Origin of the sequence: Bradyrhizobium sp. SEMIA (assembly GCF_014844175.1) — a bacterium.
Lineage (GTDB): Bacteria > Pseudomonadota > Alphaproteobacteria > Rhizobiales > Xanthobacteraceae > Bradyrhizobium > Bradyrhizobium arachidis.
In genome coordinates this window covers 1,365,711-1,384,940 of record NZ_CP046601.1, presented here as the reverse complement: position 1 = coordinate 1,384,940, position 19,230 = coordinate 1,365,711, and the positions used below count along the sequence as shown (strand labels likewise).

At 65.0% G+C, this 19,230-nt stretch carries 10 protein-coding genes and 1 pseudogene; 2 read left to right on the top strand and 9 right to left on the bottom strand.

Going from position 1 to position 19,230, the window contains the following annotated elements:
* Position 1 precedes the first annotated feature (1 nt).
* From glgB to FOM02_RS06580, 3 genes are read right to left on the bottom strand one after another with little or no spacing between them, the layout of a single operon-like run.
* Positions 2-2,140, bottom strand: a complete 2,139-nt coding sequence (gene glgB / locus FOM02_RS06590; RefSeq protein WP_027560802.1) for a 1,4-alpha-glucan branching protein GlgB — start codon at positions 2,138-2,140, stop codon at positions 2-4.
* The gene (gene treS, locus FOM02_RS06585) at positions 2,133-5,426 is read right to left on the bottom strand and encodes a maltose alpha-D-glucosyltransferase (protein ID WP_027560801.1); all 3,294 of its coding nucleotides are present in this window, start codon (positions 5,424-5,426) and stop codon (positions 2,133-2,135) included. Before treS ends, glgB begins: the two co-directional genes overlap by 8 nt.
* Before the next feature lie 11 nt (positions 5,427-5,437).
* The gene (locus FOM02_RS06580; protein WP_027560800.1) at positions 5,438-7,384 is read right to left on the bottom strand and encodes a maltotransferase domain-containing protein; all 1,947 of its coding nucleotides are present in this window, start codon (positions 7,382-7,384) and stop codon (positions 5,438-5,440) included.
* 204 nt (positions 7,385-7,588) lie between these two features.
* Between FOM02_RS06580 and malQ the strand changes: the two genes are divergently transcribed.
* Positions 7,589-9,550 (top strand): 4-alpha-glucanotransferase, encoded by a 1,962-nt coding sequence (gene malQ / locus FOM02_RS06575; protein WP_265441507.1) that lies wholly within the window; start codon positions 7,589-7,591, stop codon positions 9,548-9,550.
* A gap of 29 nt (positions 9,551-9,579) precedes the next feature.
* Complete coding sequence (locus FOM02_RS06570; protein WP_027560798.1) at positions 9,580-11,379, top strand: glycoside hydrolase family 15 protein; 1,800 nt, start codon at positions 9,580-9,582, stop codon at positions 11,377-11,379.
* 233 nt (positions 11,380-11,612) lie between these two features.
* Here FOM02_RS06570 and FOM02_RS06565 read toward each other — a convergent pair whose 3' ends face one another.
* The 6 genes and pseudogenes from FOM02_RS06565 to FOM02_RS06540 form a co-directional block, all read right to left on the bottom strand.
* The gene (locus tag FOM02_RS06565; protein WP_027560797.1) at positions 11,613-12,425 is read right to left on the bottom strand and encodes a Cof-type HAD-IIB family hydrolase; all 813 of its coding nucleotides are present in this window, start codon (positions 12,423-12,425) and stop codon (positions 11,613-11,615) included.
* Between the two features lie 14 nt (positions 12,426-12,439).
* Positions 12,440-12,940, bottom strand: a complete 501-nt coding sequence (locus FOM02_RS06560; protein WP_028146176.1) for a gluconokinase — start codon at positions 12,938-12,940, stop codon at positions 12,440-12,442.
* Positions 12,941-12,962: 22 nt separating this feature from the next.
* A complete protein-coding gene (gene pgl / locus FOM02_RS06555) occupies positions 12,963-13,712 on the bottom strand; it encodes a 6-phosphogluconolactonase (RefSeq protein WP_027560795.1) in 750 nt (249 codons plus the stop codon).
* Positions 13,709-15,220 carry a glucose-6-phosphate dehydrogenase gene (zwf, locus tag FOM02_RS06550; protein ID WP_027560794.1) on the bottom strand — a complete coding sequence of 504 codons (1,512 nt, stop codon included), beginning with the start codon at positions 15,218-15,220 and terminating at the stop codon, positions 13,709-13,711. The genes pgl and zwf overlap by 4 nt, the downstream gene beginning before the upstream one ends.
* 40 nt (positions 15,221-15,260) lie before the next feature.
* Positions 15,261-16,258: pseudogene (gnd, locus tag FOM02_RS06545) on the bottom strand (phosphogluconate dehydrogenase (NAD(+)-dependent, decarboxylating)).
* 13 nt (positions 16,259-16,271) lie between these two features.
* Positions 16,272-19,121: a bifunctional transaldolase/phosoglucose isomerase gene (locus tag FOM02_RS06540; protein WP_027560792.1), complete on the bottom strand. Its 2,850-nt coding sequence runs from the start codon at positions 19,119-19,121 to the stop codon at positions 16,272-16,274.
* Positions 19,122-19,230 lie beyond the last annotated feature (109 nt).

The following is a 19,230-nucleotide window of genomic DNA, read 5'->3' as shown; positions in this document are numbered from 1 at the left end:
GTCAGCTTTCCGGAACGAGGAAGATCGCGCCCAATGGCGGAACGGTGAGGCGAAGCTCGCCGTCAACGGCCTGGACCTCGCCGATGTTCCCAACGTCGCCGCCGCCATAATGGGCGGAGTCCGAATTGAACACTTCCTTCCACCTGCCGGCAAAGGGCACGCGCACGCGATAGTTGCGATAGACGTTGGGGGAGAAGTTGACGATGACGAGACAGCGCGCCTGCTCGTCAAAGCCCTTGCGCAGCCAGGCGAACACGTTGCGGTTGGCGTCGTCGGTGATCAGCCATTCGAAGCCGGCCTGGTCGCAATCCATCTGGTGCAGCGCCGGCACGGCGCGATAGAGCCGGTTGAGGTCGCGGATCAGGGCCTGGATGCCGGAATGGTATTTGTATTCGAGCAGGTGCCAGTCGAGCGACTGGTCGTGATTCCATTCGCGGCTCTGCGCGATCTCGGCGCCCATGAACAGCAGCTTCTTGCCGGGATGGCCGAACATGAAGCTGTAATAGGCGCGCAAATTTGCAAAGCGCTGCCATTCGTCGCCGGGCATGCGGCCGAGGATCGAGCGCTTGCCGTGCACGACCTCGTCATGCGACAGCGGCAGGATGAAGTTCTCCGAGAAGGCGTAGTGCAGGCCGAACAGGATCTCGCCGTGATGATGCTTGCGATGGATCGGATCCTTGCTGATGTAGTTCAGCGTGTCGTGCATCCAGCCCATGTTCCACTTGTAGCCGAAGCCGAGCCCGCCGAATTCGACCGGGCGCGAGACCTGCGGCCATGCGGTCGACTCTTCGGCCGCGGTGGTGGCCTGCGGGAAGCGTGCGAACAGCTCGGTGTTGAAGCGGCGCAGGAAGTTGATCGCCTCGATGTTCTCCCGGCCGCCATACTGGTTGGGAATCCAGGCGCCGGGCGGGCGGCTATAGTCGAGATAGAGCATGGAGGCGACGGCGTCGACGCGCAGGCCGTCGATCGCGTAGCGTTCCAGCCAGAACAGCGCGTTCGACACCAGGAAGTTCGTCACTTCGGTGCGGCCGTAATTGTAGATCAGCGTGCCCCAGTCCAAATGGCGGCCCTGGAGCGGATTGGCGTGCTCGTAGAGTGCGGTGCCGTCGAAGCTGCCGAGACCGTGAGGATCATCGGGGAAATGCCCGGGCACCCAGTCGAGCAGCACGCCGATGCCTTCACGGTGGCAGGCATCGACGAGAGCGGCGAAATCGTCCGGCGAGCCGAAGCGGCTGGTCGGCGCATAAAGTCCGGTCGGCTGATAGCCCCACGAGCCGTCGAACGGGTGCTCGCTCACGGGAAGGAATTCGAGATGGGTGAAGCCCATGTCGCGGGCATAGGCCGGCAGCTGCTCGGCGAGCTCGCGATAGGTCAGCCATTCATTGCCGTTCTTGCGCCGCCACGAGCCGAGATGGACCTCGTAGATCGACATCGGCGCCGACAGCGCGTTGATGCCGTCGGGTGCCGGGCGCGGCCGAGGCAGATGCGCCTCGTCGAACACGATCGAGGCCGTCTTTGGCCGCACCTCGCTCGCAAACGCCATCGGATCGGATTTCAGCGGCAGCAGATGGCCGTGGGGGCCGATGATCTCGAACTTGTAGTGATCGCCACTCTTGGCGTGCGGAATGAACAATTCCCAATAGCCGGCGCCGCGCACCCGCATCGGATGGCGACGCCCGTCCCAGAAATTGAAATCGCCGACCACGGACACGCGCCGCGCATTCGGCGCCAGCACGACGAAGCCGATGCCGTCGATGCCTTCGAGCCGCATCGGATGTGCGCCGAGCTTGTCGTAGAGGCGCTGATGGGTGCCTTCGCCGAGCAAATAGAGATCGAAGTCGGTCAGGATCGGCGGAAAGCGGTAAGCGTCCTCGAACTCGACGACGCTGTCGCCGAATTTTGCGCGCAGCTGATAGCGCTTCGAGCCATTGGGCAGCGCGCCGATGAACAGGCCGGCATCGTGGACACGATCGAGGGCTGCGATCTCGCCATGCTCGCCGACCGCCTCGACATTGGAGGCTTCGGGCAGGAACGCGCGCACCACGCTTTTGCCACCCTCGGGATGCAGCCCGAGATAGTGGAAGGGATCGGAGTGACGGCCCTCGATGATGGCGTAGGCTTCGGCAGGCAGCTTAGGCATGGGCTTCGCTCTCGGTACTGGACAGAATGCGAAGCAGTCCGGTCAGCGGCGCATGGAGCCCCTCGGGCCGGTGGGACAGCTCGTACTCTACTTCGTCGAACGCTTCATCAAGCAGGAAAAACCTTAACAGGCCTTCCGAGGCTTGCGCATCGTCTGGCCAGAGCCGGCGATCCGTCATGGCTTCGTCATAGGCAGTGAGGAACGTCGCGGTCGCACGCTCGCGCCATTCGTCGAGCGCAGCGGCGAGCCGGTCCTGCTCGTCGGACGGGCCCGTGCGCGCGCGGCCAAGGGCTGCGTTAACCGAAAGATCGATCGAGCGGATCAGGCCGGCGACGTCGCGCGCGGCAGGCAGCTTGCGCCACTTGTCGGCCAGCGGCAGACGCGGATCGCCGTCGAAATCGATGATGAAGATGTCATCCTTCACGATCAGAATTTGCCCGAGGCGGAAGTCGCCATGATGACGGATGTTCAACCCGCCGATCCCGGAACGCAATAGCGCATTGAGCCGGTCGGGCAGGGTGTTGCGTGCCGCGATGATCCGGTCGATCAGCGGCCGGTCCGCCTCCCGCAGGCCGTCACGGCTCTCAGTGAGGCGCTCGAACACCTGCTCGGCACGCGCCTTGAGATCGGAGACCCAGCGCTTGATCTGTGCGGAGCCGATCGGCTCCGGGGCGAGATCGGGCGGGGTAGCCGCGGCCAGCGCGACATGCAGCTCGCCGAGCCGCCGGCCGATCTGGGCCATGAAGTGCAGATAGGGCGCCTGCTCCTGGGTCTCACGCTGCGTTTCCCCTGGCGGCAGCACGCGCTGCTCGTCGATATAGCGGTCGAGATAGCCCGTGGTCACCGTCCAGCCGTCGCCCTGGTTCTCGACATAAGCATGCAGCACCCCGAGCGCGCTGCGGTGATCGCCCTCGATCAGCTCGACGCTGCCGAGCAGTGCCGGCGCATTGGCGAAGCGAGCCACTTCCGTGAGGTAGTGGCCGATCTCGATCTCGGGACTGGTCCCGCTTTGGAGCCGGCGGTAGATCTTGGCGACATATTGGTTGTCGACCAGCGCAGTGCTGTTCGACTGCTCGATCGTGCGGATGCGCTGGGGTTCCTTGATGGTGTAATCGGCGAACCGGCTGGTGGCCTTGAACTCCAGCCGCAGATTGTTCTCATCCACCACCAGGTTTTGCGACAGACCGCGCAGGAAAAGCCCGATGAAGATCTGCTCAGTCGCAACGTCAAGCAGCGTGCCTTCGCGCGCGCCCTGGCGCACGGCGGCGAGCGCCTTCGGGTTGAAGCGTTCGCGGTCGAAGCGCACCCACTCGATCTGCATCGGCATCACGTAGCGCGTGGTGACGTCGTCCCGCGTCGTCTCGAAGAACGCGATCCAGGGTCTGTTGTCGCCGATGTCGCTGAACGGCACCGCCGAGGTGAGCGTGGCCTTGATCTGCTTGGGATTGTGATCGGGATACCAGCGTGTCCGCGACAGGAAGCCCGGCAGCACGTCGCGCTCGAACACGCCGCGCTCGCGCGCCAGCGACACCCAGTTCGAATTGACCGGCACCACCAGCGTCTCGAACTCCGGCACCGCGCGCGGCGTCACCGGCTCGGACTTGTCACGCTCCTGAAGCTGGAACCAGTAGAAGCCGTACGGCCCCAGCGTGATCATGTAGGGTAATTCGCCGATCGGGGGGAAGCGCGTGCGTCCCAGCATCTCCTGCGGGATGCGGTCCTTCCACGGCGACAGGTCGAGCTCGGTCGCCTGCGCTGCGCGCGACAGATTGGCGACGCAGAGGATCACCTCGTCGCGATATTGCCGGACATAGGCCAGCACCGCGCGGTTGGCCGGGCGGATGAAGGTCATGGTGCCGCGGCCGAAGGCAAGCGTCGACTTGCGCACGGAGATCAGGCGCTTGGTGGCGCTGAGCAGCGAGGACAGGCTGCGCGACTGCGCCTCCACGTTCACCGATTCATAGCCGTATACGGGGTCCATGATCAGCGGGGCGTAGAGCCGGGCGGGATCGCAGCGCGAGAAGCCGCCATTTCGATCCGGGCTCCATTGCATCGGCGTACGCACGCCGTTGCGGTCGCCGAGATAGATGTTGTCGCCCATCCCGATCTCGTCGCCGTAATAGATGATCGGCGTGCCCGGGAAGGACAGCAGCAGTGAGTTCATCAGCTCGATCTTGCGGCGGTCGTTGTCCATCAGCGGCGCAAGGCGGCGGCGGATGCCGACATTGATGCGCGCGCGGGGATCGTTGGCATAGGTGGTCCAGAGATAGTCGCGCTCGACGTCGGTGACCATCTCCAGCGTCAGCTCGTCATGATTGCGCAGGAACAGCGCCCATTGGCAGCTCGCCGGGATATCAGGCGTCTGGCGCAGGATGTCGGTGATCGGGAAGCGGTCCTCCTGCGCGATGGCCATGTAGATGCGCGGCATCAGCGGGAAGTGATAGGCCATGTGGCACTCGTCGCCACGGCCGAAATATTCCTGCACGTCCTCCGGCCATTGATTGGCCTCGGCCAGCAGCAGCTTGCCCTTGGAGTACGCGTCGAGCTCCTGGCGCAGGCGCTTGATGATCTCATGCGTCTCCGGGAGGTTCTCGTTCGAGGTGCCCTCGCGCTCGCAGAGATAGGGAATGGCGTCGAGCCGGAAGCCGTCGACACCGGCGTCCAGCCAGCGCTTCATCACCTGGATGATGGCGCTGACGACGCGCGGATTGTCGAAATTGAGGTCGGGCTGGTGCGAGAAGAAGCGGTGCCAATAGAACGCGCCGGCCTCCGGATCCCAGGTCCAGTTCGACTTCTCGGTGTCGGTGAAGATGATGCGCGTGCCCTGGTATTTCTGGTCGGTATCGCTCCAGACATACCAGTTGCGGGCGCTGGAGCCCGGATGGCTGCGGCGCGCGCGCTTGAACCATTTGTGCTGGTCGGAGGTGTGGTTGACGACGAGCTCGGTGATGACGCGTAGGCCGCGCTTCTGCGCCTCCTGGATGAAGCGCTTGAAATCCTTCATCGTCCCGAAATCGGGATTGACCGAGCCGTAGTCGCCGATGTCGTAGCCGTCGTCGCGGCCGGGCGAGGGGTAGAACGGCAGCAGCCACAGCGCGGTGACGCCGAGGTCCTGCAGATAAGGCAGCTTCTCGGTCAGCCCGGCGAAGTCGCCGATGCCGTCATTGTTGCTGTCGGCAAAGGCCTTGACGTGGAGCTGGTAGATGATGGCGTCCTTGTACCAGAGCTCGTCCACGATCTCGGCAGACTCGGCCTTCTTGGTGTCGACGGAAGACAATACGTTCATGGCGTGACCCCTTACGCCAGGCAGCGGAACAAGAGTGCCGGATCGCGGTCGGGATCGATACGCAATTTGAGCCCACCCCATTCGATGCGGCATTGTTCGCCGGTGAGGAGATTTTCGAGTGCGGTGACGTGGCGGCGTTCGCCGCCGACATCGATGGTGAGGTCGCCGAGCGGCAACCAGAATTCGCGCGCATGGCGCGAGAGAGCGATGACCGCGATCACCGTGTTGGCCGGGTTAGTCGCCTCCTTGGCGAAGGCGATGGTCTCGCCGTCCTCGGCGCCGAGGAAGCGCAGGCTTGCTGTCTGCTGAAGCGCCGCGTTCTCGTTGCGGATGCGGTTGAGCGCGGTGATGTACGGCTTGATGTTGCCCGGCTTGTCCCAGTCGCGCTGCCTGATCTGGTATTTCTCGGAATCCTGATACTCTTCGCGGCCGGGCACGGCCTCGTGCTCGAGCAGCTCGAAACCGCTGTAGATGCCGAAGCTGCCCGACAGCGTCGCTGCCAGCGCGACGCGCGATTTGAAGGCCCAGGTCTCGCCGCTCTGCAGATGATAGGGCAAGAGGTCAGGCGTGTTCACGAACAGGTTCGGGCGATAGAAGTCTCGCTCGGGATAGCGCGTCAGCTCGCCAAGATATTGCTCCAGCTCCCACCTCAAAGTGCGCCACGGGAAATAGGTGAAGGACTGCGCGAAGCCGAGCTTGGCAAGGCCCTTCATCAGCTTCGGCTTCGTATACGTCTTGGAGAACAGGATCACCTCGGGGTGCCGGCGGCGGATGTCGCCGATCAGCCAGTCCCAGAATGGCAGCGGCGCGGTGTCGTGGTTGTCGATGGCGAAGATGGTGACGCCATGGTCGATCCAGAACAGCATGGCGTCGCGGAACGCGTTCCACAGCCCGACCCGATCGACCGAGGCGAAATCGGGGATGACGATGTCCGAATAGGGACCATCGGCCGTCCGCACCGAGCGGTCCGGCCGCCATTTGAACCATTCCGGATGCCGCGTCAGCCAGGGATGGTCCGGCGAGCATTGCACGGCGAAGTCGAGCGCGAGCTCGAGGCCGTATTCGAGGCAAGTGGCGACCAGCGCGCGGAAATCCTCGATGGTGCCGAGCTCGGGATGCAGCGCATCGTGCCCGCCTTCGGCTGAGCCGATCGCATAGGGCGAGCCCGGCTCGCCTTCGGTCGCCACCGGCGAATTGTTGCGGCCCTTGCGGCTTGTGCGCCCGATCGGGTGGATCGGCGTGAGATAGAGCACGTCGAAGCCCATCGCGGCGATATCGGGTACGCGCGAGATGCAGTCGCGCAGCGTGCCGTGCCGGCCGGGGATCTGGCTCTGGCTGCGCGGCATCATCTGGTACCAGGCGCCAAAGCGCGCTCTGTCGCGGTCGATGACAAGCGGGAAGGGCGGCGAGCGGGTCAGGTCGGGTCGCGACTGGCTTTCGGCCATGGCCTTGCCGAGCTCGGCCGCAAGCAGCGGGGCGACGTTGCCGGTCTCAAGATAGTCCTCGCACTGCCTGATGATGACCGCTGCGGCGTCCTGCCCTGCGCCATGCGCCTTGGTCAGCAGGCCAGCGCCCTCGACCGCATCGAGGCTGACATCGGCGCCGGTGCGCTGTTTTCGTGTGACACCGTTTGACCAGGTCGCGAACTCGTCGGTCCAGGTTTCGATCGCATAGGCATATTGACCGGGCTCCAGGGGCGTGAACGCGCCGGACCAGCGGTCATTGCCGTGATGGATCATCGGCTCGCTCCGCCATTCGCGGTCCTGCTCTCCTCGCCAGATCAGCGCGGCTGATATCACGGCATCGCCACCGCGATAGATGTCGGCCCAGACCTCGACGCGCTCGCGCGCAATCCGCTTCACGGCGGAGCGGCCGCCGTCGATCAAGGGGTAGACGTTTTCGATGAGGAAAGCGCTGCCGGCAGCGGCACTCTCGACAGTTTGAATTGTCTTGTTCACGGTGATGCCATTGACAAGAAAGCAGGAGCCCGTTTCCCTTGTCGGGAACCTACGCTTGGTACCACTATAGAAAGCCGCTTGTGTGTCATTGGTTCCCTCGGGAACGGCAAGCGCAGTTTGCGAGTTACCCGTGACTAACCTCTTCCGCGACCTCGTTAAAATCGATGCCACCGGCCAGACGATGGCCTGCAAGCTGCGTGCCGAATGGATCTTTTAGCTCAAGCCCGGATCAAGGGCGTTCAATCTGAATTTATCGATGCCCTCGGCAAGCTGCGGGTCACAGATCCCGTGGCCCTCAAATCCATCCTCGACGCCTTGCCGGAGAAGCGGGTCTACCGCTTCGTCGCCGGGCCGGTCGTGGTCCGTGCCCTGGGCAATCCCCGCACCGAATTGGCGACATCAGGCGCGGCGCCGCTCAGATGGAAAATCACCGGCAAGGACAAAATCATCGCGCAAGGCGAGACGCGCGAGCCCGTGATCGCCTGGCCCGCGGGCCTGCCGCTCGGCTATCACCGGCTGACGCTCACCGATGCCGAAGGCGTGAGCGAAGACGTGCCGATGATCGTGGCGCCCGAGCGCGCCTTCGGCGGCGATTTCGACCGCGGCTGGCTGCTGGCCGTGCAGCTCTACAGTGTCCGCTCGGACCGCAATTGGGGCATCGGCGACTTCACCGATCTGGCCGGGCTCCTCCGGCTGGCAAAGCAGCTCGGAGCCGACGGCGTCGGGCTCAATCCGCTGCACGTGCTGTTTGACGATCATCCCTCAGATTGCAGCCCCTATTCGCCGAACAGCCGGCTGTTCCTCAATCCGCTCTATATCGACGTCGAGGCGATCCCGGAATTTTCCGCCGATCTCGTGCCAGATGCGGCTGCGACCGCTGCGCGGCTCCGCCAGGGCGATCGCGTGCCCTACGCCGATATGGCGGCATTGAAATGGCTGGCCTTGCGCGCCGCGTTCAACAGCTTCGTGACCAGCGCGAGCGAGCCGCGCCGGAAGGCGTTCGACACCTTCCGCGCCGAACGCGCGCCGCTATTGTCGCGCTTTGCCTGTTTCGAGGTGCTGCGCCATCGCTTCACGGGGCCGTGGTGGGAATGGCCGGTGGAATGGCAGCAGCCGGATGAGACGAAGTGCGCGGGCTTGCGCACAGGACCCGACAAACGCGAGGTCGAGTTCGTCGAATTCGTGCAATGGACCGCCGATAGCCAATTGCGTGCCGCAAGGGAGCTGGCGAACCAGCTTGGCATGCGCGTCGGGCTCTATCTCGACGTCGCCGTCGGCGTGCAGTCCAACGGCTTCGATGCCTGGAACGAGCAGATGGCGATCTCGCGCCATCTGGCCGTCGGCGCGCCGCCCGACGTGCTCAACACCGTCGGCCAGGACTGGGGCCTTGCCGGCTTCAACGCCGGCGGCCTGGAGGCCCAATCCTTTGTGCCGTTTGCCGACATGCTGGCGGCGTCGATGCGCCATGCCGGTGCTATCAGGCTCGATCACGTGCTCGGTTTGAAGCGGCTGTATCTCGTGCCGCGCGGCTTCAAGCCCGACAACGGCGCCTATGTGCAGATGCCGTTCGAGGCGCTGCTCGGCGCGGTGGTGCGCGAGAGCGCAGCCCACAAATGCATCGTGATCGGCGAGGATCTCGGCACGGTGCCGGAAGGTTTCCGCGAGACCATGCAGGATTTCGGCATCGGGTCCTACCTCGTCATGATGTTCGAGCGCGACGATTCGGGCCATTTCCGCAACATCGACCACTACCGGCCGAACGCCCTGGTGACGCTGAACACGCATGACCTCTGCACCTATGCGGGCTGGCGCTCGTTCAGCGACCTCAAGATGAAGCGCTCGCTCGGGCTCGATCCCGGCGAGGACGACCAGGCGCGCTGGGACGCGCTCGGCGCGCTCGACGAGATCTTGCGGCAGAACGGCATCAACGCCAACGACCTCTATTCGGTGCTCGCCTTCCTGTCGCGCACGCCGTCGCGGCTGCTCGCGGTGTCCATGGAGGATCTGCTCGGCGTGATCGACCAGCCCAACATTCCGGGCACGATCGACGAGCATCCGAACTGGCGCCAGCGCTTACCCGTTGCGCTCGACGAGATCGCCGCTAAGGTTGATCTCGCGGCTTTGAAGGCCGCAACGCGGGAACGTTCATTGGCCGGCGGGCGTTAACCCGCCGGGATTTCCAGGCTCGAACGACATTGTCTCAGAGGATCGAGGACTATGCGCTGATCGGCGATTGCGAGACCGCTGCGCTGGTTGGGCGCAACGGCTCGATCGACTGGCTGTGCTGGCCGGCCTTCGATTCCGACGCCTGCTTCGCCGCGATCCTCGGGACAAACAAGAACGGCCGCTGGCTGATCACGCCAGCCGATGACGTCGTCAAGACCTCGCGCCGCTATCTCGGCGACACCCTCATCCTCGAGACGCGCTTTGAGACCAAGTCTGGCACCGTCGCGCTGGTCGACTTCATGCCGCCGCGCGGCAAGGCCTCCGACATCGTCCGGCTGGTGCGTGGCATCAGCGGCACGGTGAAGATGCGGATGGAGCTCGTGATCCGCTTCGGCTTCGGTGTCGACATTCCCTGGGTGCGGCGGATCGACCACTCGCTGCTCGCGATCTGCGGCCAGGACATGACGGTGCTGCGCACCCCAGTCGAGACCCGCGGCGAGGATCTCACCACGGTCTCCGATTTCGAGGTGAGGGAAGGCGAGACCGTACCTTTTGTGCTGACCTACGGTCCCTCGCATCTCGAGCCGCCCGGGCCGATCGACCCTGAGCAAGCGCTCGAAGAGACCGAAGCGTTCTGGAAGGACTGGTGCAGCCATTGCACCCGCGACGGGCCCTATCACGACCTCATCTTGCGCTCGCTGATCACGCTGAAGGCGCTGACCTTCGCTCCCACCGGAGGCATCGTCGCCGCGCCGACGACGTCGCTGCCAGAGAAGCTCGGCGGCAGTAGGAACTGGGATTACCGCTTCTGCTGGCTGCGCGATGCCACCTTCACGCTGCTGGCGTTGATGAACTCGGGCTACACCGAGGAAGCCTCGGCCTGGCACAACTGGCTGCTGCGCGCCGCCGCCGGCGCGCCGGCGAACATGCAGATCATGTACGGCATCTGGGGTCAGCGGCGCCTCTTGGAATGGGAGGCGGGCTGGCTCGCCGGCTACGAGGGCGCGCAGCCGGTGCGCGTCGGCAATGCCGCGCATGCACAGCTGCAGCTCGACGTCTATGGCGAGCTGATCGACGCCTTCCACCAGTCGCGCATGGCCAAGCTGAAGCTCGACGACGAGAGCTGGGCATTGGAATGCAACGTGCTCAATCACCTCGCCGAGGTCTGGGACAAGCCCGATCACGGCATCTGGGAGCGGCGCGGCCAGCCGAGGCATTACGTCTTCTCCAAGGTGATGACCTGGGTCGCGTTCGACCGCGGCATTAAGAGCGCCGAGACTTTTGGCTTCAAGGCGCCGCTGCTGCATTGGCGCGCCTTGCGCGAGGCCATTCATCGCGACGTCTGCAACAGGGGTTTCGACGCGGGGGAGAATGCCTTTGTCGAGTCCTATGGCTCGAAGCTGCTCGATGCCAGCGTGCTGCTGCTGCCCGGCGTCGGCTTCCTGCCGGCCGACGACCCGCGCATCCGCGGCACCATCGCCGCGGTCGAACAGCACCTGATGCACGACGGCTTCGTGCTGCGCCACGATCCGCGCGAAGTCTCCGACGAGCATCAGCCGATCGAGGGCGCGTTCCTGGCCTGCAGCCTGTGGCTCGCCGACGCCTATGTGCTGTCGGGCGATCTCGACAAGGCGCAGGTCTTGTTCGATCGCGTCGCCGGGCTCGCGAACGACGTCGGGCTATTGGCCGAGGAATACGATTCCGTCGCGCGCCGCCAGACCGGAAATTTCCCGCAGGCCCTGACCCACATCGCGCTGATCAACACCGCGCACAATCTGTCGGCGGCAAGGCAAAAGAGCGAGAAGCCGGCGATGCAGCGGTCGAAGTAGTGACCGTGCTTTAGTCTTGATTGGTACCAGAGCGGAGGTGCGCTCCCTCCCCCGCTCGCGGGGGAGGGTTGGGGAGAGGGGGTTTCCGCTGGGCGAGAACCCCCAAGAGGAGAGAACCCTCACCCGCCGCTACGCCATAGCCGAGGCTGCGCCTCGGCGTTAAGTGGACGGCCGCCGAAGGCGGCCTATGCCTCTCCCGCAAGCGGGAGAGGTGAACAAGCCGGCAGCCCGCCTCACCCCACCCCGTTCCACTTCAAGACCATCTCCATCGCCTCGGCAAAACCATCCTGCTCATTGGTCGCTGTGACGTGGGTAGCCTGGTCCTTGACGTTGTCGGTGGCGTTGCCCATGGCGATCGAGGTGCCGCTGACGCGGAACATCGCGAGGTCGTTCTGCATGTCGCCGATTGTGGCGACCGCTTCGGTCGAGATGCCGAGGCGCTTGGCCATGGCCTGCACGAACGTGCCCTTGTTGAAGCCGGGCGGGGTGATGTCGAGATAGTAGGTCTGCGAGCGCACCGCGGTCGCCTCGGCTCCGAGCGCCTCCTGCATCGCCTTCTCGCACCGCTCGAGGCCGGCGGCATCGGTGCTGGCGCCGACGATCTTGCAGGCGCTGGCGAGGTACGGCGAGAATTCCGTCACAATAGTGGGATCGGAGCGGATCGTGTGCTGCTCATGCGCGACGTATTTGCCGCCGGGGTTGTCGATCAGCCATTTGTCGTAGGTGAACAGCCAGATGTCGGCGCCGAACTCCCGGAGAATCTGCAAGGCCCGCTCGGCCGCGCTTGCGGGAATCAGGTGCTGCTCGACCGGCCTCATCTCGGGATCGATGATCGAGGAGCCGTTGAACGGGCCGACCGGCAGCCACAGCGCCAGCGGCTCGATCAGGAAGCGCATGCCGATCGCGGGACGGCTGGAGGTGATGGTGAAGCCGATGCCGGCCCGGTGCAGCCGCTGCACCGCGCTCTTTGCGCGCTCGGTCAGCGTCTTGTCCTTGGTCAGCAGCGTGCCGTCGACGTCGGAGACCACGAGTGAGATTTTCGTCATGGCATGACCTTGGGTTATGGCCGCAGCGTCGCGCCGCCCAGTTTCAATTGTCGCACGATGCCGTCCACGATCGCCTCGACGGTCTCGTCGATCGAGACAGTGACGACGTGCTCGCCAGCCTCCGGAGGCTCCAGCGTATCGAACTGGCTGGTCAGCAATCCAGGCGGCATGAAATGGCCCTTGCGCTGCGCGAGCCGCTCAGCGATCAGCTCTTTCGTGCCCCTCAGGAACACGAAGCGGACGTCATCGCGACCGCGCAGCAGCACGTCGCGGTAAGTGTGCTTCAGCGCCGAGCAGGCGATGATGACGTGCCCGCCCTTGCCGCACACCCGCGCGATCTCGTCGGCGATGGCGTTGAGCCAGGGCCAGCGGTCCTCGTCGGTGAGGGGATGGCCGGCCCGCATCTTCTCGACATTGCGGGCGGGGTGAAAGCTGTCGCCGTCCTCGAAGCGCCAGCCGAGCCGCTCGCCGAGCGCCTCCGCCACCGTGCTCTTGCCCGAACCAGACACGCCCATCACGATCAACGCACAAGGTGCTTCAACGCGGCCCACGAATTCCCTCCGGAAGCGCGGCCCTGTCGACCAGCCAGACGGTCTCACGATTCGAGCACGCGCGTACAGCCGGCAAATTCTCGCCATTGAGGAGGCGCGTCAAGATCGGCTGCTTGTCGTGCCCGGCAATCTCGAACAGCATCTCGCGGCAGGATGCCAGCACGGGGAGAGTGAGCGAGACCCGCGGCACGAACGGCGCGACATTGGCCTTGGGCACGCCGACGACCCAGCGTGCGGTCTCCTCGATCTCGGGATAACCGGGAAACAGCGAGGCGGTGTGGCCGTCCGGCCCTGCGCCCATCAGGACCATGTCAAACAGCGGCCGCGCCGGATCGAGCTGGTCCGAGCCGTAGAAGGCCTGCAGCTCGCGCGCATAGGCCGCGGCGCTCGCATCGGGATTTTCCGCGGTGGTCGGGATCGGATGAACATGGCCAGCGGGCGCGTTGCGATCGAGAAAGGTGGCGCGCGCGACCGCCATGTTGTTGAGCGGATCGCTCTCGGGGACAAAACGCTCGTCGCCGATGAACCAGTGCACGCGATCCCACGGAATCCTGCCGCGCCATTCGTCGCTGCCGAGCAGTTGATAGAGCTTCTTCGGGCTGGAGCCGCCGGTGAGGCAGATCGCGATGCGCGAGGGATTGGCTGATATCCGCGCCATCACCCGCTCGGCTGCGGCTTGCGCCAGCGCCTCGGCGTCTAGCGCGACGATCAGCTCCGGCTGGCCGGCCGCCATCACGAATATTTCCGCCAGCTGCGCCCGTCGCGGCGAAGCAGCTCGTCGGCGCATTTCGGGCCGTCGCTGCCAGCCTGATAGGTCTCGATGCCGTTGGTGCCGGCATTTTTCCAGGCATCCAGGAACGGCTGCACCGCCTGCCATCCGGCCTCGACGCCGTCGGCGCGCTGGAACAGGATGTTGTCGCCGATCATGCAGTCGTAGATCAGCGTCTCGTAGCCGGTCGAGGGATCGGCGCGGAAATAGTCGCCGTACTTGAACTTCATCTCGACGCCGTCGATGGTGATGCTCGGTCCCGGAATCTTGGCGTTGAACTGAAGTTCGATGGTTTCGGTCGGCGCGATGCCGATGGTGAGGAAGTTCTGCGACAGGCGGTCGACGTCCGTGCCTGAGAACATCGACAGCGGCGCCTGCTTGAACTTGATCGCGACTTCCGTGCGCTTGTGGCCCAGCGCCTTGCCGGTGCGTAAGTAGAACGGCACGCCGGCCCAGCGCCAATTGTCGATCATCAGTTTCAGCGCGACAAAGGTCTCGGTGGTGCTGCCAGGCTTGACGTCCTCGGTCTTGCGATAGTCCGGAATCTCGTCCTCGCCGATGCGTCCCGCGAGATATTGCGCGCGCACCGAGCTTCTCAGGGCCTCTTCCTCGTCCGGCTGTTGGATCGCGGTGAGCACATCGGCCTTCTCCGAGCGCACGGAATGCGCGTCGAAACGTGCCGGCGGCTCCATCGCGACCAGCGACATCAGCTGGAACAGATGGTTCGGCACCATGTCGCGCAGCGCGCCGGTGGCGTCGTAGAAGCCGCCGCGATGGCCGACGCCGAGCTTCTCCTCCACCGTGATCTGGACGTGGTCGATATGATTGCGATTCCAGATCGGCTCGAACATGCCGTTGGCGAAGCGCAGCACCAGGATGTTCTGCACCGTCTCCTTGCCGAGATAATGATCGATCCGGTAGATCTGGTGTTCGTCCATGATCTTCAGCAGCTCGCCGTTCAGCGCGCGTGCCGAGGCGAGGTCGGTGCCGAACGGCTTTTCGATGACGAGCCGCCGCCAGGCGCCGTTCTCTTTCATCATGCCGGTGCGGCCAAGCTCGCGCGCGGTCGGCGCGAACGCGGCCGGCGGGGTCGCGAGGTAGAACAGCCGGTTGCCGCCGGTGTCCTGCGCGCATTCCAGCGAATCCAGATGCTCGCGCAAACGGTCGAACGAGGGCGGGTCCTTCGGGTCGGCCTCGACGAAGGTCACGCATTCCAGCAGCTTCCGGGCGATGTCGTCGTCCACGGGCCGCGTCGCGAACTTGTGCAGGCCCTGCATCAGGCTGTCGCGCAGCTCGTCATCGGACTGACCCTTGCGGGCGACGCCGACGACACAGAACTTTTCCGGCAGCAGGTGCTCGGCGGCGAGATTGTAGAGCGACGGCATCACCAGGCGATGGGTGAGGTCTCCGGTGACGCCGAAGATGACGAAGGCGCAATTTTCCGGCTTGCGCTTGGCTTTCGGGTCTTTTGTCACGAATTGTTGGCCTTCGCTTTGTTGCTTCTGACCTGAGCTCTTATTTGGGCTTCACGGCGCCCGGCGGCTTCGGCTCCTTGTGGCCGCCGAAACCGGCACGCATCGCGGAGAGAATTTTCTCCGCGAAGGTGTGTTCCTTGCGGGAACGGAAACGTGTGTAGAGCGCCGCAGTCAGTACCTCTGCCGGCACGGCCTCGTCGATCGCCGCATTCACGGTCCAGCGGCCTTCGCCGGAATCTTCCACGAAGCCGGAATATTCCGAGAGCTGCGGGCTGTCGGCGAGCGCGGTGGAGGTGAGGTCGAGCAGCCAGGACGGGATGACGCTGCCGCGCCGCCACACCTCGGCGATGTCGGCGAGATCGAAATCGTAGCGATGATCCGCCGGCAGCGCGTCGATGTTGGCGTTCTTGAGGATGTCGAACCCTTCGGCATAGGCCTGCATCAGGCCGTATTCGATGCCGTTGTGGATCATCTTGACGAAATGGCCCGCGCCGACGGGACCCGCATGGATGTAGCCCTGCTCGATGCGGGGATCGCGACCCTCGCGTCCTTCGGTGCGCGGAATGTCGCCGGCGCCGGGCGCGAGCGCGGCGAAGATCGGATCGAGCCGGTCCACCACGGCCTTCTCGCCGCCGATCATCATGCAATAGCCACGGTCGAGGCCCCAGACTCCGCCGGAGGTCCCGACGTCGACATAATGGATGCCGCGCGCCTTCAGCGCCTTGCCGCGGCGGACGTCGTCCTGCCAGAAGGTGTTGCCACCGTCGATGATGACGTCGCCGTCCTGCATCACGCCGGCGATCGTCTCGATCGTCGTCTCGGTGATGTGGCCGGCCGGCAGCATCACCCAGGCCGTGCGCGGCCGCTCGAGTTTCGAGATGAACTCTTCGAGCGTGGCCGAGCCGACCGCGCCGTCTGCGGCAAGGCCGGCGACGGCCTTGGCGTCCTTGTCATAGACCACGGTCGTATGGCCGTGGCGCATCAGCGGCGAACGATGTTGCCGCCCATCCGGCCGAGGCCGATCATGCCGAGTTGCATGTGAGAGATCTCCTTAATTCAGCGCATCATTGAGCGCCGCATTGAGCGTCGCGAGACCTTTCTTGAGCGGGCCCTTCAGGTGCACCCGAAGCGCGCGCCGGCCGCGCTCGGTGAGCACGTCGAAGTCGCCGCGCGCCTGCGCCGCCTTGATCACGCCGAAGCTCGCCTTCTGGCCTGGCACCGCCAGGTCCTTGGCGTCGTCGGCGGTGATCTGGAGGAACACGCCGCTGTCGGGGCCGCCCTTGTAGGCCTGCCCGGTCGAGTGCAGGAAGCGCGGGCCGAATTCGGCGCAGGTTGCGACATGCCGCTTGTCGCGCACCTCGAGCCGCATGGCCTGGAGCGCGTCGATCGTCGCCTTGTCGCGCGCGATGTAGCCGAGCAGGGCGACATAATCGCCGTCGCCCGAGCGCGACAGATGCGCCTTCAGCCATGAGGTGAGGTCGCCATTGGCACCGGCTGCGCGCAGCGCCGTGGCGTTGGCCTCGTCGGTGTAGAGATCGGCCTCATCCGTGCTGACCACCGGCTCCTCGGCCGGCAGCGACCCGGTCTTCTCGAACGACGCGGTGAGCTCGCGGGTCTTGATCTTGGCCGCTTCCACGTCCGGCTGGTCGAACGGGTTGATGCCGAGGATCGAGCCCGCGACCGCGGTCGCCATCTCGAAGCGGAAGAATTCCTGGCCGAGATGGTCGATCGACTTCATGACGATGCGCACCACGGGATGGCCGGCCGCCTCGATCGCGGCAAGCTTGGAGTCATGGGCGGCATCCGCCTCGCCCTCGGTGCGGATGTCGATGAAGAAGCGGTCGTTGCCGTAAGAAGCGGACTCGCCCAGCGGCTCGCCCTCGATCGGGATCAGGCCCTTGCCTTCCTTGCCGGTCGATTCCGCGATCAGCTGCTCGGCCCAGGCGCCGAAATCGGCGATCTTCTTCGACGCCAGGATCGTCACCTTGTCGCGGCCCTCGAGGCCGGCGAGGCCCATGGCAAGGCCGAGCTGCACGCCCGGATTCTCGCTCGGCGGCACGTCCGGCCCGCAGGAGCGGGCCATCGCCTGCGCATGCTTGATGAAGGTCTTGACGTCGATGCCGGCGGTCGCCGCCGGCACCAGGCCGAACGGCGAGAGCACCGAATAGCGTCCGCCGATCGACGGTTCGCCATGGAAGATGCGGGCGTAGTTCAGCTTCTTCGCCGCCTTCTCCAGCGAGGAGCCGGGATCGGTCACCGCGATGAAGCGGTGGCCGGTCTTCACCTTCGGCCCGACCGCTTGCGCGACGCGCTCATGGAAGTAATCCTTCATCGCGTTCGGCTCGGTGGTGCCGCCGGACTTGCTCGACACGATGAACACGGTGTTGGCGATGTCGATCTTGTCTTCCATCGCCCGCACCTGCGCCGGATCGGTGGAGTCCAACACGTGCAGCTTCGGGAAGCCGGGCTTCTTGCCAAAGGTCTCGGCGAGCACCTCGGGGCCGAGGCTCGATCCGCCCATGCCAAGGACGACGGCATCGGAGAAGTTCTGGCCCTTCACGCGGCCCGCGTAATCCTCGTAATCGGCGACGTTGGCCTTGGCCGCGCTGTCGAGCCAGCCGAGCCATTTGTTCTCGTCCGTGCCGGTCCAGACCGACTTGTCGCGCTGCCACAGCCTGCGGATTTTGGCGGCTGCGCGCCATTCCTCGGTGCTCTTGGCCACTGCCTTGCCGAGCCCGTCGCCGAGCGAAAGCTGCTGACGGTCGATCGCGGGTCCGAGCACGGTGGCGCGCTTGTGGGCGACCGCGCCGTAGAGCTTGTCGGCGGCGTCCGCAAACTGCTTGACGCCGTCCTTGACCAGCTCCTCGGTGATGGCGTCGAGCGACACGCCGGAGCGCTCCAGCTCCTCCAGCACGCGCCTAGCGTCGTCGATGTTTTCTTCCAGGCTGTCGCGCGGCTTGCCGTGATCGCGGAACGCATCCAGCGTCGCCGGCGGCACGGTGTTGATGGTGTCGGGGCCGATCAGCTCCTCGACGTAGAGGACGTCGCTGTAGTCCTTGTTCTTGGTGCCGGTGGAGGCCCACAGCATGCGCTGCGGCTTGGCGCCCTTGGCCGCGAGCTTCTCCCAGCGCGGACCGGAGAACAGGCGCTTGTAATCCTGATAGGCGATCTTGGCGTTGGCGATCGCGACCTTGCCCTTGAGCGCGGCGAGCCGCTCCTTCTCGGATGGGTCGTTGGCGCGGGCGATCTTCTCGTCGAGCTGCTTGTCGACCATGGTGTCGATGCGGCTGACGAAGAAGCTTGCAACGCTCGCTACATGCGAGGGGTCGCCGCCGCCGGCGACGTATTTCTCCAGGCCCGCGAGATAGGCCTCGGCCACCTCGAGATAGACCGCCTTGGAGAACAGCAGCGTGATGTTGATGCTGATGCCTTCGCCGATCAGCGTCTCGATCGCCGGCAGGCCCTCCGGCGTCGCCGGCACCTTCACCATCAGGTTCTTGCGGCTGACGTCCTTCCACAGCCGCCGCGCCTCAGTGACCGTGCCGGCGGTGTCCATCGCCAGATAGGGCGAGACCTCCAGGCTGACATAGCCGTCGCCGCCCTTGAGGCGGTCATAGACCGGGCGCAGCACGTCGGCGGCGTTCTGGATGTCCTCGACGGCGACTGCCTCGAACAGGTCGGCCACGGTGCGGTCGCCGCGCTTCAGCGCCTTGCCGATCGGGGCGTCATACTCGTCCGAGCTGCCGATCGCCTTCTCGAAGATGGAGGGATTGGAGGTGACGCCCTTGACGCCGTCGGTGTCGATCAGCCGCTTCAGGTCGCCGTTGGCGATGAAGCCACGGGCGAGGAAGTCCAGCCAGACGGCTTGTCCGTGCTTTTCCAGTTCTTTGACGGGATTCATGGTGCTTATTTATCTCCAAGCCTGGGGGGCGAGGGGTTTCCGCGCCGATCCTGACGCGCTATCCTCTAGCTTACATGCTCCCGGGAGGGAACCAATCAAGGGTATTTGC